The 13,454-nt window shown below is 37.6% G+C and carries 21 protein-coding genes; 15 read left to right on the forward strand and 6 right to left on the reverse strand.

The window, feature by feature from the left end:
• Window positions 1-27: 27 nt before the first annotated feature.
• From PPBDW_RS07550 to PPBDW_RS07570, 5 genes are all read right to left on the reverse strand, one after another.
• Entirely contained in the window at window positions 28-336 is a 309-nt protein-coding gene (locus PPBDW_RS07550; RefSeq protein ID WP_036794498.1) for a hypothetical protein, read from the reverse strand.
• Window positions 337-401: 65 nt separating this feature from the next.
• On the reverse strand, window positions 402-743 hold the full coding sequence (locus tag PPBDW_RS07555; RefSeq protein WP_054262011.1) for a helix-turn-helix transcriptional regulator: 342 nt from the start codon (window positions 741-743) through the stop codon (window positions 402-404).
• Window positions 744-899: 156 nt separating this feature from the next.
• Entirely contained in the window at window positions 900-2,531 is a 1,632-nt protein-coding gene (locus PPBDW_RS07560) for a lambda-exonuclease family protein (RefSeq protein ID WP_036794500.1), read from the reverse strand.
• A 5-nt stretch (window positions 2,532-2,536) separates the two neighbouring features.
• Window positions 2,537-3,349 (reverse strand): phage recombination protein Bet, encoded by an 813-nt coding sequence (gene bet / locus PPBDW_RS07565; protein ID WP_036794502.1) that lies wholly within the window; start codon window positions 3,347-3,349, stop codon window positions 2,537-2,539.
• Between the two features lie 66 nt (window positions 3,350-3,415).
• The gene (locus tag PPBDW_RS07570; RefSeq protein WP_036794504.1) at window positions 3,416-3,775 is read right to left on the reverse strand and encodes a hypothetical protein; all 360 of its coding nucleotides are present in this window, start codon (window positions 3,773-3,775) and stop codon (window positions 3,416-3,418) included.
• A 248-nt stretch (window positions 3,776-4,023) separates the two neighbouring features.
• On the opposite strand from PPBDW_RS07570, the gene PPBDW_RS07575 reads away from it, so the two are divergent.
• The gene (locus tag PPBDW_RS07575; RefSeq protein ID WP_036794507.1) at window positions 4,024-4,365 is read left to right on the forward strand and encodes a hypothetical protein; all 342 of its coding nucleotides are present in this window, start codon (window positions 4,024-4,026) and stop codon (window positions 4,363-4,365) included.
• Between the two features lie 646 nt (window positions 4,366-5,011).
• On the opposite strand, the gene PPBDW_RS07580 is transcribed toward PPBDW_RS07575, so the two are convergent.
• A complete protein-coding gene (locus PPBDW_RS07580; RefSeq protein ID WP_082386820.1) occupies window positions 5,012-6,382 on the reverse strand; it encodes an AAA family ATPase in 1,371 nt (456 codons plus the stop codon).
• Between PPBDW_RS07580 and PPBDW_RS07585 the strand changes: the two genes are divergently transcribed.
• The 14 genes from PPBDW_RS07585 (at window position 6,370) to PPBDW_RS07645 (ending at window position 13,323) form a co-directional block, all read left to right on the forward strand.
• The gene (locus tag PPBDW_RS07585; protein ID WP_155521662.1) at window positions 6,370-6,651 is read left to right on the forward strand and encodes a hypothetical protein; all 282 of its coding nucleotides are present in this window, start codon (window positions 6,370-6,372) and stop codon (window positions 6,649-6,651) included. The genes PPBDW_RS07580 and PPBDW_RS07585 overlap by 13 nt on opposite strands.
• Entirely contained in the window at window positions 6,593-6,904 is a 312-nt protein-coding gene (locus PPBDW_RS07590) for a hypothetical protein (RefSeq protein WP_054262014.1), read from the forward strand. Before PPBDW_RS07585 ends, PPBDW_RS07590 begins: the two co-directional genes overlap by 59 nt.
• The gene (locus tag PPBDW_RS07595) at window positions 6,901-7,080 is read left to right on the forward strand and encodes a hypothetical protein (RefSeq protein ID WP_036794513.1); all 180 of its coding nucleotides are present in this window, start codon (window positions 6,901-6,903) and stop codon (window positions 7,078-7,080) included. Before PPBDW_RS07590 ends, PPBDW_RS07595 begins: the two co-directional genes overlap by 4 nt.
• Complete coding sequence (locus PPBDW_RS07600) at window positions 7,080-7,895, forward strand: hypothetical protein (protein ID WP_036794514.1); 816 nt, start codon at window positions 7,080-7,082, stop codon at window positions 7,893-7,895. Before PPBDW_RS07595 ends, PPBDW_RS07600 begins: the two co-directional genes overlap by 1 nt.
• A gap of 19 nt (window positions 7,896-7,914) precedes the next feature.
• A complete protein-coding gene (locus tag PPBDW_RS07605; RefSeq protein WP_054262015.1) occupies window positions 7,915-8,559 on the forward strand; it encodes a replication protein P in 645 nt (214 codons plus the stop codon).
• The gene (locus tag PPBDW_RS07610) at window positions 8,552-8,992 is read left to right on the forward strand and encodes a hypothetical protein (RefSeq protein ID WP_036794515.1); all 441 of its coding nucleotides are present in this window, start codon (window positions 8,552-8,554) and stop codon (window positions 8,990-8,992) included. Before PPBDW_RS07605 ends, PPBDW_RS07610 begins: the two co-directional genes overlap by 8 nt.
• A 2-nt stretch (window positions 8,993-8,994) precedes the next feature.
• On the forward strand, window positions 8,995-9,555 hold the full coding sequence (locus PPBDW_RS07615; RefSeq protein WP_054262016.1) for a phage antirepressor KilAC domain-containing protein: 561 nt from the start codon (window positions 8,995-8,997) through the stop codon (window positions 9,553-9,555).
• Window positions 9,556-9,571: 16 nt separating this feature from the next.
• Window positions 9,572-9,700, forward strand: coding sequence for a hypothetical protein (locus PPBDW_RS22860; RefSeq protein ID WP_279382163.1), 129 nt, complete (start codon window positions 9,572-9,574; stop codon window positions 9,698-9,700).
• Window positions 9,697-9,933 (forward strand): hypothetical protein, encoded by a 237-nt coding sequence (locus PPBDW_RS07620; protein ID WP_036794516.1) that lies wholly within the window; start codon window positions 9,697-9,699, stop codon window positions 9,931-9,933. Before PPBDW_RS22860 ends, PPBDW_RS07620 begins: the two co-directional genes overlap by 4 nt.
• A complete protein-coding gene (locus PPBDW_RS07625; protein ID WP_036794517.1) occupies window positions 9,926-10,513 on the forward strand; it encodes a DUF1367 family protein in 588 nt (195 codons plus the stop codon). The genes PPBDW_RS07620 and PPBDW_RS07625 overlap by 8 nt, the downstream gene beginning before the upstream one ends.
• A 194-nt stretch (window positions 10,514-10,707) precedes the next feature.
• On the forward strand, window positions 10,708-11,463 hold the full coding sequence (locus PPBDW_RS07630; RefSeq protein ID WP_036794518.1) for a dual OB domain-containing protein: 756 nt from the start codon (window positions 10,708-10,710) through the stop codon (window positions 11,461-11,463).
• A complete protein-coding gene (locus PPBDW_RS07635; protein WP_036794519.1) occupies window positions 11,463-11,903 on the forward strand; it encodes a DUF488 domain-containing protein in 441 nt (146 codons plus the stop codon). Before PPBDW_RS07630 ends, PPBDW_RS07635 begins: the two co-directional genes overlap by 1 nt.
• Window position 11,904: 1 nt before the next feature.
• Window positions 11,905-12,528: a DUF4326 domain-containing protein gene (locus PPBDW_RS07640; protein ID WP_036794521.1), complete on the forward strand. Its 624-nt coding sequence runs from the start codon at window positions 11,905-11,907 to the stop codon at window positions 12,526-12,528.
• 222 nt (window positions 12,529-12,750) lie between these two features.
• Window positions 12,751-13,323: a DUF4365 domain-containing protein gene (locus PPBDW_RS07645; protein ID WP_156312884.1), complete on the forward strand. Its 573-nt coding sequence runs from the start codon at window positions 12,751-12,753 to the stop codon at window positions 13,321-13,323.
• Window positions 13,324-13,454: the final 131 nt, after the last annotated feature.

Below are 13,454 nucleotides of genomic sequence, written 5' to 3' on the forward strand. Positions count from 1 at the left end.
TTTTTGAGATTTTCTATATTAAAGTATTTATAATCTAGATTTTAATCTGCATCGGTGTTGATAAAACTTAACTGCGTCCCATTGATTGGATAGCTCTTCATGATCAGCTGTGAAAGGCTGAATGACATGTATAGCATTAGTGTAGTTATAAGTGAGTTTTACAAATCCAATATGAGTAAATTCATGATTGTAATTATTAAAGTAAACTTTGAATGTACAATTTAGATATTGCTGGCAACACGTTAATAATGTTTCTTGAATATCATCGAAGGAATTGTGTTCATAAACAACTAAGATTTTTTCATCAAGTGAATATTCATAGTTAATACTTGCCATAATTTATTCCTAAGTATTATTGCCAAAAACAAACAAAGCGATCTCTCACCAAGATCGCTTTGCTCCTAAAACCGCTTTCCAAAACGACTTGTATTATCTTTCCATTCTTCAACGGCAGAACGTAACCAACGTAAGGGCATCAGTGTAATTGGTTCAGGGAAGCCTCGTGTTTGTCGCCATTTATAAATAGTTGCTCGACTTGTGATTTGAAACATCTCTAAAACTTCAACGTGACTAATTAAAAGGTGTGTTGATTGCTCATTAAGTTCAGCATAAGTTTTTGCTGGTGGCGGTGAATCAGGTAGTTGCTTTTCTTGTTTACTTTTATAGTGTGACGGTGTCACGTTTAAGCTATTTTCTATGGTATATGAGATGTTTACAGTAGGGTAGCTGTTGTAATCGAACATGTTTGATTCCTTATTGGCATGTTGTGCTAACAAAATTAGAAAGACGACCCCGATTCATGGTGTGCAGTGATGGGAATATGGATAGAACGACCCCAATAGACGCTTGGCAATTGTGTGTTACGGGTGTTAAAACGGAAAAGTTCTTTAGTAAAGAATTTATAGTTGGGTGTTGGTGCTAGTAATATTGCTGATAGCATTCTCATAACCTGACCAATTATCAACACCTGCATTTTCTAGCGCTGTCAAAATAGCATCACGTTTACGAAGATAATTCGCTTCTTTAGCTGTCATTTGAACCATAGGTACCGTTTTGATTTCTGATGTTTCTATTTGATGGGCTAATGTCGTTGGTAAAAGTGCAGCTTTGCCTTTTTCAAGTGTATGGGCAATCACATCGCTTTGCTTACTTTCTTCGCTAGCGGGTAGTATTTCCTGTTGAGCCTCAACCTTTGCTTGTGCTTTAGCATCTGCTTCTATCTGCATTTGTTGGCGTTCTTGTTCTAATCGAATATCTTCTGCAGCTTTGTGGTCAGTAATTCGAGTTTTAACAAGAGCATTAAAATCATCGGTATCTTTGAAGCAAATTGCCGCCCAGTCATTAAATAAGAATTGGTACTCAGCATGTGTCGATAGGGTGGCGTAGTTTTCCTTTGCTTTGTTAGCTATAAGGTCTGCTTCTACAAGAGTTTGTGCTGCAGCAGTATCTGCAGCTTCCTCCAGTGATTGAACTGTCTTTTTACCTTTGATGGCATTAAGTACTGATACTGTAGGTGTTGGCATTGGGGCTTTGATTTCTAAGGATAACGCATTGAGATGTTGTTGAATTTTAGCATTAGCATCGTTAAGAATACCTTTGCGAATTTCATCCTTACGACTCTTCACTTGTTTATCTGCAGCTAATCGCGCTTGGCGAATTTGTTCACTGATAAACTTCAATTCCTTAATGAACGCATCAATACTTTGGACTTCACCAAGCACTTGCTCTGATAGTGCTTTTAGTTTGTCTTCTGCACCTTTGAATACTTTGACAAGCTGCTCTGCATCAGCAAACTCTTGGTCAGTTTCAATGGGGATTTTTGATTTTTCAATCAGTGCCATGGTAGCTTGTTTGAAAATATCAAAGTTGCTGTTAAGTGTTAGACCATCCATTTTGTAAGTTAAAGCGGGTAGGTCACGGATAGGCTCTGCTTCAAGAATAATGATTTCTTCTTTTTGCTCATAATTAGCTAAGTCCTTTTGGAATTGCAGCCAACCGGCAATAAGCTGTTCGCGGCGCTCTGACAGTGAAACATACTCACAAGATGCAAAGAGTTTTTCTGTGCCATCACTACAAACAAAGATGACTTTATCTGCGCCAGATACCAGAAGTTGCTGTTCTAATTGCCAGTAATAATGGGGCTCTAAGTGACCATTAAGTACATGAGCAAACAAGTTTTGATTATAGAGTTTGTGCTCAAAGATAATGTCTTCAAGTAGGGTGATACCGTCAAAACTGGCAAGCATCCAATCGTATTCATCACTGACAGCTGTTGCTGGGAATAACTCTTCATCAATGAGCTTTTCTACGAGTGGACGAGCTGCATCTTCTGCGGCATGACCTTTGGCAAATATCTTCTCTTGAAAGCTATTCACTTCTGGTCGCTCACCCGTTGCTTTTTGTTTAAGTAGGGTATCACGACTTTGATATTTTGATGCTCCCATCATCATTGGCGCCTCTGATGCGGTGAACTTGGTAGCTCGTAAATCTAACCACGCTTGCGAACCTTGAGTGACGTTGATAATTTGCATTAGGCTTACTCCGCTTCACAATTGATGAGTGCTTGTTTTTGAGGTTCAGTTAATTGACCTTTACTTTCAATCATGGAGATCAACTGTTCAGCGGTTTTCTTACCGGACTGAATAACGGATGACCACTTAGTGTAATTGAGTTCAAACTGATCGACAGGATAGTGTTTGATGGCTGGTTGTTGTGGGGTGATATCTTTTTCGGAGGGTACAAACTCTTTGCCTTCCATTTCTTCGGCGGTAGGTGCTTGTCCGATATCTGGCCACGCTTTACGTAGAGCTTGTGCTTCAGCACATTTTGCTAACTGAGCATAAGGGCGTTTTTTCCACATTGCATTGGGTGCTTGGGCGTTACGTCCTGAGGTTGCATAGTTTTCTAGCCAGTATTCTTTCGCACTGAAAGCGACAATTCGATCACCAATTAACTTATGTACAGTGTATTTGCACCATTCAGGGAACGTGTATTGGTTACCATCCAAATCGGCTGTTAATACTGGGCCAAACTCGGGCTCATCTGCACCAGCATAAGTACCACTTCGGTCAGCTTGGATTCGATATAAACCAATACCTGGCATAACAACATCACGCCATGTTGAATTACCCGAAGAAGCATCTTTAACGCTCATCGGAACAAGGTGAACGGGTTTAAGTAGAATATCTAAATGACGAGATAGGCAGTAATCCACAGCCATTAATATTGACTCGTCTCGCGCACCAGGGAAGACACTATTTTGCAGGGCTCCCCATGTTGATTGATCTATACCTCGCTGTGCGACAGCAGGGTATTCTTGCTCGAAAGAAATAGTAGGTTGAGTGGTCATTAGTCGTTACCTTAGGTTATGCATCCTCAAAGTGCTCTGGTTAAGTAAGAGCACTTTACGAATGAGTTATAAACCTGCCAATGCAATTTCAAATTCTTCTTTTTGCTCCTTATATTCAGTACGAAAGGTTTTTAAGATAGTGGCTTCATTTTCATTAAAGAAATCCTCAAATACATCTTTTGCGAATTCTTGAAAACCCATTAAAACAAGTAGGGTGTTGTTTGAACCACAGTCGGCGGTGATAAGAAATTTGACCATTGCATTGGCTAATTTCCCATCATGAACTTCAAAGTAAAAGGTTACGAAATCAGAGACTGATAGGCCGCAAAACTCACGGTTATTTAGGATCCGATGTTTACCTATATCTAGGAACCTCTCCAGTGTCTCAACTTCTTGGGGTGAGACTTGATTAAAGATATTTTTCATAAGATACTCTCCATGTCCCTTGTTGTTGTTGGTTGCTATGTTTATTAGCTGTCTGCAAAGCAATGGTCGTTACCTTTGGTGATATCTGGTCGATACACCATGGCGCTAATTTCTTGGTCGTGATTAGTGCCCAAATCAACCCTGTCAGAGATGGCAGGGTTTTTTTGTATCAGATAAAAATTAACGAAATTCATATTGACGTGTATAGTTATTGAGCATTTTATTACTAAACAATATGAGTATTAGATATGACGTGGAGCGTTTTAAATATCGATTATATAGATATGCCAAATGAGGCTCTCAATACAGAGATTCAAATTTCATCGGCTGTAGTCGATTACCTTAATTGCTTTCCATCAGGTGGTTTTTTAAAATGTCCTATTTCCGTCATGTATAAAAATAGTCTTCATATTCAAGTGTTTTTCCCACCTGAACTATCAATAATTGCTCTATTATTCGGGGCGAAACCGAGTAAAAAACCTGACTTCGAGACATTGAAAGGGATGAGCAGTATAGAAATTAGCCCTATTGGATTAGATATAAACTCACATTATTTTCAATCTCTTTTCGTGAAATCTACCCATTCCTGATAATCAGTTACTGTTAATTGTTATTGGCTAAGTCAACCCTGTCAGGAATGGCAGGGTTTTTTATATTCATAAAAGTACCATATAGATTATTTGTTATTCTTTAATGATATGTTACGCTCAAGTTTCAACCATATGGTCAAGGGTGAATATGTGCGGAATTGTTTTAGGATGTTTTTTACAGTTAAATTATTTATTGAAGAAAAACTAAATAAATACGTTGCTTTCTATTGTAAGGAAATCAGTAAAGTCTATTTTTTTGAGGAATTTCTTTGGAGATATTTTAATGTTATGAATTTTATGAGTCAGTCAGTTATTACAAATAAAAGATTAAAGATTGAAAAATGGAAATCATTTTTGTTTTCGTGTTTGTTGTTTGGGGTTATTATTTTTTTAATTATCATTACCATATTTCTTATTTTGATAAAGATAATAAAAATGATAACTATGGGATTGATGGGTTCATTCTTTATTCGTAATTAGCTATTTGTATCTCAAAGAAAACTGAATTCAATTCTCTTTGAGATACAGCCCCGAAGAGCTGTATCTCGGTCATTACCTTTGGCTTTCTTGGTCTTTACCTAAATGCGCTCTAATGACTAAAGCGCATTAGTAAAAAGTTTCTTTTGGCTTACGTTCATAAAAATAATCATTTTTTACATTTTAGATATTCAACATTACGTTCAACTTCTGTCAGTGGTTGATATTTGCGTTGAGTTCCCACTGTTCTAGCTGATGCTGTATGGGCAGTGAAGTAACGTTCAAAATCTAACTGAACATTGCTTTTCTCAGCGCACATTCGAATAAAGCCTCGAATAACATTTTCACGAAAAGCAAACCAACCGGGACGATTATCAAATGCTCGTTTTAATATACATCCGTAGGATTTATTTATTAATTTAGCAAATTCTTTTTTAAATTTATCTTCGTCTAAAGCTTCTAATTTTAATTGATTAACAATATCTGAATAGGAAAAGGTTATATGCTCATAACTTCGGATTAAATCTGCTGAATCCGCCATTGCCCAGAGGATATGATGAATATATTCTGGTTTTCCATCTGTTGCTTGATCATAGCTTTTTCGTAATATTTCAGAGACAGAATTGATTGCATCATCAAGAGCCTGCAAAAATAAAGAAAAATTAATTTCAGTTATTGGATCATCTGAAAAATGAGCTGCAACGAGGATTTTTTCGCAAATCAAGTGTACATAACTAGGAAAACCATCGCTTAAGCCAGCTACTTTATAACGAATATCATCAGGTAATTTAATATTGAACTCGTTAAAGGCCGTATCAATAATCTTAAAACGTCCATCCCATGGTAATACATCTAGTTTTACTTGATGTAACTGCCTAAAGCTGGATAAATGACCATCCATTAAGCTATCTAATGATTGCCCAATACCTGTAAAAATTAATTTAACTTTAGATCCTTTATCACCGAGTTGCTTAAGTAATACACCAAAAGCTTTTCGCTGATCATCAGGCATCTGATCAAACTCATCAATAACAATAATCGTCTTTTCAGAGTGCCATTTAGATAAACTATTCAAAGCTATTGTGGCGGTTAGCGGATCTATAACTTCGGGTAATGATGGTTTGTTTGATAGTTGTCCCGAAAATTCAAAAGAGAATAGTGGTGGTTTAAAAGCAATTTTATGGGAGCACTCTGATATATCAATAGTGGATAGAGCTTCATTCAAAATGGCAGAAATAATACCAGTTAATGTAGATGTATAATCACAACTAACAATAATCGGCTGATTATCTGACGATTGCAGAAGATGTGCCGCAGTTTGAGCCAATGAAGATTTACCGACTCCTCTATCTCCTAGAATAAAAGCGTGTCGTCCATCAGCATGTAATGCTACTTCTAATTCTTGGAGTTGTTTTTTTCGACCCCATAATTGTTCAATATTATCAATGGGTTTACTTGGTTTAAGGACGCTGTGTAATCGTTCTAAAAAATCAAAATTATCTAACCATTTATTGTCGGAGGTGATATATGGATTCTTTATATCAAATACTTTTAGATGTTTTTAAAACAGAACAAGCAATTGCCAAGGCGTTTGGTTTAGAGCGCGCTAGTCATTTCAAAAAGAAAGTCCCTGAGAAAATAGCTTTACTGTGTCATTTATCAAAAGATATTCCGTACACCTACAACCCTAGCAACTATGGACGGAATGGAAAGAGGCTAAATATTAAAACGACCAAAGAGGTAACGACCAATGATTCAATTAAACGAGTTCGAAACACAGATGCTAATCACTATCGCAGCACGCCGTAAGATCGGAAAAGTAGGGCTGCCACAAGCCTTGATTCGTGATGAACAGGTGAAAGTACGATTTACTGAATCTGACCGAGCAGTGATTGATTCTTTTTCTAAAGCAGCTGATACCAACGAAGCACAGTTTTTATACACGTTAGCTATCTCAAGCGTTCGCGAAATGATGATTAATGATGCCGAGTTAGCTCGCGAGATAAGAGATGAATTAACGATTGCTGGTATTGCCATTCCTGAATGGATGACTGAGTTATGAATAACATAAATGATCTCGATAAAATTATCGCTATAGCATCCCGTGTCGCGGCTAAACGCCGTGGCATGAGTATCACGGTTGCTAGAAGTTTATTGTTGCTAGGGACTGAACCAACAAGTGCTAATGCCACTTTGTTTCATCGTCAGCAGACTCCGCAAAAGTTGGAGGAAGTGTAATGTCTATCATCCGATCTGAACGTCGTAATCGATACACAACAATTAGTAATACCGTCTTTGCTAATAACCAACTGTCATTTCAGGCTATGGGTATGTTGTCTTACATTTTATCTAAACCTGATAACTGGAGTGTATCGCCAGCGCAGTTAATCACAGTCACTAAAAACACAGCAAAAAAGACCGCTAGAGATGGCGTTTACGCCATTTTAAAAGAGCTTCGTGATACTGGTTTTATTCTTCGTGAAAAGCTGTCTACAGGTGAAACCAATTATATTGTTTATGACACGCCTATAGGTAATAAAGCCTTTATAAATAAAGAGGATAAGAAGCCTAAGTCGAGTGAATATCAATATGATCTAATAGAAATAGAGCAGTTTGAACCAAATACGGAAAACCCTGATGCGGATAAACCTAATCAGTCTGAGCCGATACTAATAAAGACTAATCTAAAACAAGAACTGAAGAGTAACAATAAAGATAAGCAACGCAAGGTTGCTGGCGGTTCACTGCTTAGTCAATTCCCTCAAGAACTCAATCAACAAGCTTGGACGAAATGGCTTGAGTATAAGAAAACTATCAAAACATCTTACAAAACGCTCAATGGCGAACAAGTTAAAGCTAACCGTCTGATCACGCTATCGGGTGGTGATAAATCTATTCAAATGGCAATTGTGAATCAGAGTATTGATTCTGAATGGCGGGATTTATACGAGCTAAAGTTCTTTGCTAACCAAGCAAGTGGCAATGATGCTAATCGACCCGTCACTCTCGCAGATTTTGATGACACCACTTGGGGTCATGATTTAGGCCTATAACGACCAAAGGTAACGACCAATGAAAACTATCGCTGAAATAGCACAAAAGGCAAACATTGCGCATCGACCAGCGCAACAACAGTCAGTAAGAAATATTGATGAATTTGCTATGCAGAACATCAATGAAATATTCAAAGAGTTATGCGCGATTTTACCCGCTTGGCGTAATCACTTGAGAACCGCTGAAGAGTTCAAAGCGACACGCGCAAGCTTTGCCAAAGGCATGATGGAAAACGGCATTGTTAGCATGACCCAAGTACAACGTGGGTTAGTGAAAGCCCGTCAGCAAGAGTCTGATTTCTTTCCAAGCGTGGGTAAGTTCTGCGGTTGGTGCAAAGATGATTCATGGCAAGAGGCGTTTAAGCGCATGTTGGATCATGAGCCAGTACAAAATTTAGCTGAAAAAAGAGCGCGTCAGGCAACATCTTGGGCGATTAGAAACAAGTTATCAGCATCCGATGCTGAGAAGAAATTCAAACTAGCTTTTGAGAAATATCAGGGACTTGAAGAACAAGGTTTATTAACTGAACTTGTGCAGCTGCCCCCGAGTAGCTTAGTAACTGAATTTGATAAACAACGTAACTCGACAACAGTGCGACCAGAGCAGTTTAAAGCTAATTCAGTGTTTGCTCGTATTGCACGAAAAGGAGCAAATTATGAGTAAATTTACTGAGTCAGAGCGTGCAGCAATGGCAGAAGAATTGGCGATTAATGGTTTTAATTCATTGCTACGTTTGATTGTTCTTCACGATAAAAATATCCCTGATGTGACGAGAGCAAAATACAAAGTAGGAACCTATTGCTGTGCCAGTGGTAGCGCCATTAAATCGTGGTCGAAACATGGTTTACGTGGAGTGTATGTCGAGCGTGCATTAGAGTTTGCAGCGTGTTATCGCCTATCAATCAAAGCCCATCAGTTACAGCCAACGAAGGCAATTGTCGAGCAGTGGCTTGAGTACGATTACAACCTGGTTAAATCAGGTCGAGCAAAGGCCAGCACGTTTAATGGTTGGGATATTGCGGCTCGAGGGGTGATAGGTAAACCGTCAATCAAAACAGCAAATTTTGAGTGCTCAATGAGTGTAGGGGAGATGTAGTGATGAATATTTCAGTAATGCAAAACCATGAGCTAAATATGAGCTCGCTAGATTTTTTGAATGATTATATTAATCCTACACGTATTGCAGCAAACGAGAGTGAAGTTCGAAATAATGATTTTAATAAGAAGATTATTGATGAATGTGATGACTTGGTGACGTACGAAAAAATCGTACGTGGCAATACAGTTAAATATTTTGAACTTACATACGACCAGATGATGCTCATTGGTATGCGTGAATCAAAAGCTGTTCGGAAAAACGTATTAGTTAAACTAAGAGAGCTATCACAGCCGAGCACTGTGCTGCCAGCGTCATTTGCTGATGCATTACAACTGGCCGCTGACCAAGCTAGACAAATTGAAACCCAAAATAAGCAGCTCATGCTTGATGCCCCAAAGGTAGACTTTGCCGAGCGTATCGCTAAAGTAGATTGCGGTATGACATTGGGTAAATTCGCTAAAGCCGTGAACTTAGGCCCCCGTAAAATCTTCGCTGTTCTGCGTGATATGAAAATACTAATCAGTGGCTGCCAAGGCTATAACTTGCCGATGCAGCAATAAGAATGGCTGCTTTGTTGTGCGCCAAAGTACCTATGGGCCTGAAAATGACCGTATTGCTAATACCACATTGATTACAGGCAAAGGTGAACTGTGGCTCACTAAGAAGCTCATTAAAGCTGGTGTACTTAAGGCGGTAGCAGTATGACCAGTCGAGAGATTCGAATTATTGGTGCTGACACGTTTGATAAGCGTGTTGCTGCAATTGCTGCTATCGAGAAACACGGTGAACGTTCTGGTCATGTTATCCATAAAGTGAAATCTGGCGGTGTATGGCACTCAATAGAAGTTCATGTTTTTAAGTGTGTTATCGCCGAAGTTGTCACTAAGCGTGCGTTTAAGCTGCAAGGTGCGCAAGCGAGCTGTTTTATCAATGGCTAAGATAGCGTTGGTCAAAACGCAAGGCGGGGCATTAGTCCCGCTTACTTATGATGATAAGAACTTCATTGATAAAAAACGCGTAGGGACGGTGCTCGAGTGTGATTTTAAAACGTTACGTAATCCAATGTTTCATCGTAAATACTTTGCTCTATTGAACTTAGGATTTGATTACTGGAATCCAACAGGAGGAACAGTATCACCAGCAGAATGTGGGCTATTGATGCGCTTTGTTCGGATGTTAGCGCAATACGGCGGAGAACAACAAACATTGCAAGATATGGCGAGTGGTTATTTAGACCATCTATCAGTACATAGAGCGCAGCTTGAAACAGAGAAGTCATTTGAAGCGTATCGCAAATGGGTGATTGTTGAAGCAGGATGGTATGACCAAGTTATATTACCTAATGGTTCTATTCGCAGAGAGGCTAAGAGTATTCGGTTTGCCAAAATGGATGATGTTGAATTCAGTGAGTTATACCAAGCATCGTTTGGAGTCTTGTGGAATAGCATTTTGAATAGTTACTTTGATGATGAGGAAGAAGTAGAGTTGGCTGTTAATAGGTTGTTGGGGTATTTGTGATGTTAAGAAGATGATATTTATCTGTATGATTTTATAGTGTAATAATATTTTTTTTATTTAATGGTACGTCATTGCTCACATTTCTATAGTTTCGTGTTATCTCATCAGTATATTCAATAATACCATATGCAATACATTACTTATCATTGCTTATACCAGTGTTAAGAGTTAATCAAAAATATTAGAGATAGATAATGGAAAGTATCGTGATGGTTTTATTGGCTAAATCCTATAAGCCTGGTGGTAGATGTATTGCAGGTCGAAGAGTTAAATTTATCGGAGACAAGAAAGTAGCGTTAGGTGATTGGGTGCGACCTGTAGCAAATGATGGTACAGGAAAAGGAGCACTAACTAGAGATATGTATATATATGAAGACGGGACAGAAGCTAGAGTTTTAGATATCGTAGAAGTTCCAATAGTCAGAGCATTTCCCCTAGATGGTCAGCCTGAAAATCATGTTGTAGACGAGAATAAAAAATGGAAAAAAATTGGTAACCTTAACGGCGACAGTATACTCAAGGCGACAGAAAAAGTGGCGAGTATTTGGAATGATACCACCACTGAATCAAACAAAGTGACAGCGGAGTATGACGAGCAAGGGTTGGTGTTGCAGTCACTATGCTTAATCCAACCTAAAAACTTTATGGTTACTTTGTCTAACGAATATGATGACTATGAGGGTGAGTATAAGAAGAAAATTGTTGCAAGCTTTAATTATTTGGATGTTAGCTATGCTAACATATCTGTTACTTGTCCTGTTGTGAGACTGATTCTTAAAAATAAGTATCCTCAACAAGGTAAAGAACCTATAACTATGAGTTTAAATAAAGGTGATAACTATATATTGTGTATGAGCTTGAGTCCTAGATTTGGAACTGAAGATATGCACTATAAGCTTGTGGCTACCGCATTTGATTTTGATGGTTATTTGCAAAGGAACTATGCTTAATGAATGTATATACAATAGGCTTTACAAAAAAAAACGCTGAAACTTTTTTTAACTTTATAAAAAGCCAAGAGATATCTACATTAATTGATGTTCGTTTAAATAATGTATCTCAATTGGCGGGCTTTGCAAAAAGAGATGATTTGAAATTTTTTCTTAGAGAAATCTGTCAAACTGAATATGTCCACCTGCCAGATTTAGCACCAACAAAAGATATATTAAGTAATTACAAGAAAGGAATAATTACTTGGGATAACTATGAAGAAGAGTTTATGAGTTTGATGGTAAAAAGAAACGTTGAACGTACTATCGACAAGACTTTGATTAATAATGGTTGTCTTTTATGTAGTGAGCACGAACCACACTTTTGTCATAGGAGGTTAGTTGTTGACTACCTAAATCAGACAACGGATTTAAAACTTAAAGTGAAGCATCTATATTAATATGAACAAGTTACTCGTAATTTATCCAAAAGAGTTTAAATCATACTCAAAGTTTGCTCGTAAGTTAAAAAATATTGTGAGTAACTTTGGGGTTTATACAATTATTTCCCCGTTAGATTATAATGGTTTTGTTAGTCAGTTTTCTTCTGAGGGTGGTAATGTAGCTTCATTTGAAATTGCAAAAGAATGGAAGTTGTCACAATTTACTCACGCTATCGTGTTTGACGATGGTGAAGAGTTCATATCTGAGATTGAATTTATTAAAGCAGTCTCACTTCCAATCAGAGTTATTAAAATAAAAATTACTAGAGTAATTAATATAAAGAATTCTGATGAATATTCGACAACTACAATAGATCCTAAGTTTGAGTATATAGGTAGAGGATCTTATTGGGGGAATCCATACTCAATTTATGAAGTTGAGGATTTAGATGAAGATGAAACTCCTAGAGATAATGTAATTAGAAAGTTTAAGTATGATTTTGAATATAATTGTTTATTAAATAGAGACAAGAATAAAGTATATTCCTTAGCAGGCAAAAGGTTAGGTTGTTACTGCAAGCCAGAAGCATGTCATGGCGATGTGCTAGCTGATTATTTAAATTCATATGATGATGGTGAGTAGTGCTTAGCTAGGCGTTATCCTTACATTACCTAACAACCTAAATAGAACGAACTGTCTAAGAAGCTTTTACCAACATCGAGCAAGCTTTCATTGCTAGCTCAAGTTTGCCCCATTTCTCAGCACTATTGCTCTAAAAAACATTTTGAAACAAAATAATGCAATCAACTTCATGATATTTATGAGTTAAATGGAATATGATCAACGAAATATACGAGTGTATTTTTGCGTGAAAGTACAATGCTTATTAATAAGTTGTTAGGTGAAAAAGATATAGTATTTAATAAGGTAAAAAAAATGCAGTTACCACAAAGACACAGTAGTCATCGCTTGGAGCGAGCATCTGAATTATTTTTTGAACAGTCACTTCCAGAGTTTTGGACAGCATATAAACCAGTTCCTGATTATGGAGTAGACCTAGTTGTAGATATTTTTGATGAAGATAACGCTTCTGGACGTGAATTGCTAGTCCAGTTGAAAGCATCAGAGGAATCAAATGTAACGGCTAATGGTGCATTTGAAAGAGTTCAGTTAAATATATCTACATACAATCTTCTTTGGGATAAGCTACAAGTCGTCATGATTGTAAAATATATTGCGTCTGAAGACATGGCATATTGGCAATTATTAAGTGAAGTTCCAGAGCCAACCGAAGATAATTCAACTATGACAATCCACATCCCTCGTGAAAACGTACTACAAAATATCAATTGGGTAAGGATTCGTAACCATATTGAGGTAGTTCATCTCAGAAAGCTTGGTGCAAGAACTCGTCACAGGTTTTCGGAACCCGCCTAACAGATTAGGATATGTGTCGCCGCAGCCGACACCTATCCGAAGTGTTGGACAAGCCCAAGCCACCTTATATAAGTCAATATTGGAAATATCATGAAGGATGATGCTGGAAAAGTTTGTTGGAATTTTAAATA

Source organism: Photobacterium kishitanii (assembly GCF_000613045.3).
Classification (GTDB): domain Bacteria; phylum Pseudomonadota; class Gammaproteobacteria; order Enterobacterales; family Vibrionaceae; genus Photobacterium; species Photobacterium kishitanii.

Excerpts from the sequence above, each read along its gene's own strand:
- PPBDW_RS07550 (WP_036794498.1), bottom strand. The coding sequence starts at position 336 with ATGGCAAGTATTAACTATGAATATTCACTTGATGAAAAAATCTTAGTT.
- PPBDW_RS07555 (WP_054262011.1), bottom strand. The coding sequence starts at position 743 with ATGTTCGATTACAACAGCTACCCTACTGTAAACATCTCATATACCATA.
- PPBDW_RS07560 (WP_036794500.1), bottom strand. The coding sequence starts at position 2,531 with ATGCAAATTATCAACGTCACTCAAGGTTCGCAAGCGTGGTTAGATTTA.
- bet (WP_036794502.1), bottom strand. The coding sequence starts at position 3,349 with ATGACCACTCAACCTACTATTTCTTTCGAGCAAGAATACCCTGCTGTC.
- PPBDW_RS07570 (WP_036794504.1), bottom strand. The coding sequence starts at position 3,775 with ATGAAAAATATCTTTAATCAAGTCTCACCCCAAGAAGTTGAGACACTG.
- PPBDW_RS07575 (WP_036794507.1), top strand. The coding sequence starts at position 4,024 with ATGACGTGGAGCGTTTTAAATATCGATTATATAGATATGCCAAATGAG.
- PPBDW_RS07585 (WP_155521662.1), top strand. The coding sequence starts at position 6,370 with ATGGATTCTTTATATCAAATACTTTTAGATGTTTTTAAAACAGAACAA.
- PPBDW_RS07590 (WP_054262014.1), top strand. The coding sequence starts at position 6,593 with ATGATTCAATTAAACGAGTTCGAAACACAGATGCTAATCACTATCGCA.
- PPBDW_RS07595 (WP_036794513.1), top strand. The coding sequence starts at position 6,901 with ATGAATAACATAAATGATCTCGATAAAATTATCGCTATAGCATCCCGT.
- PPBDW_RS07600 (WP_036794514.1), top strand. The coding sequence starts at position 7,080 with ATGTCTATCATCCGATCTGAACGTCGTAATCGATACACAACAATTAGT.
- PPBDW_RS07605 (WP_054262015.1), top strand. The coding sequence starts at position 7,915 with ATGAAAACTATCGCTGAAATAGCACAAAAGGCAAACATTGCGCATCGA.
- PPBDW_RS07610 (WP_036794515.1), top strand. The coding sequence starts at position 8,552 with ATGAGTAAATTTACTGAGTCAGAGCGTGCAGCAATGGCAGAAGAATTG.
- PPBDW_RS07615 (WP_054262016.1), top strand. The coding sequence starts at position 8,995 with ATGAATATTTCAGTAATGCAAAACCATGAGCTAAATATGAGCTCGCTA.
- PPBDW_RS07620 (WP_036794516.1), top strand. The coding sequence starts at position 9,697 with ATGACCAGTCGAGAGATTCGAATTATTGGTGCTGACACGTTTGATAAG.
- PPBDW_RS07625 (WP_036794517.1), top strand. The coding sequence starts at position 9,926 with ATGGCTAAGATAGCGTTGGTCAAAACGCAAGGCGGGGCATTAGTCCCG.
- PPBDW_RS07630 (WP_036794518.1), top strand. The coding sequence starts at position 10,708 with ATGGAAAGTATCGTGATGGTTTTATTGGCTAAATCCTATAAGCCTGGT.
- PPBDW_RS07635 (WP_036794519.1), top strand. The coding sequence starts at position 11,463 with ATGAATGTATATACAATAGGCTTTACAAAAAAAAACGCTGAAACTTTT.
- PPBDW_RS07640 (WP_036794521.1), top strand. The coding sequence starts at position 11,905 with ATGAACAAGTTACTCGTAATTTATCCAAAAGAGTTTAAATCATACTCA.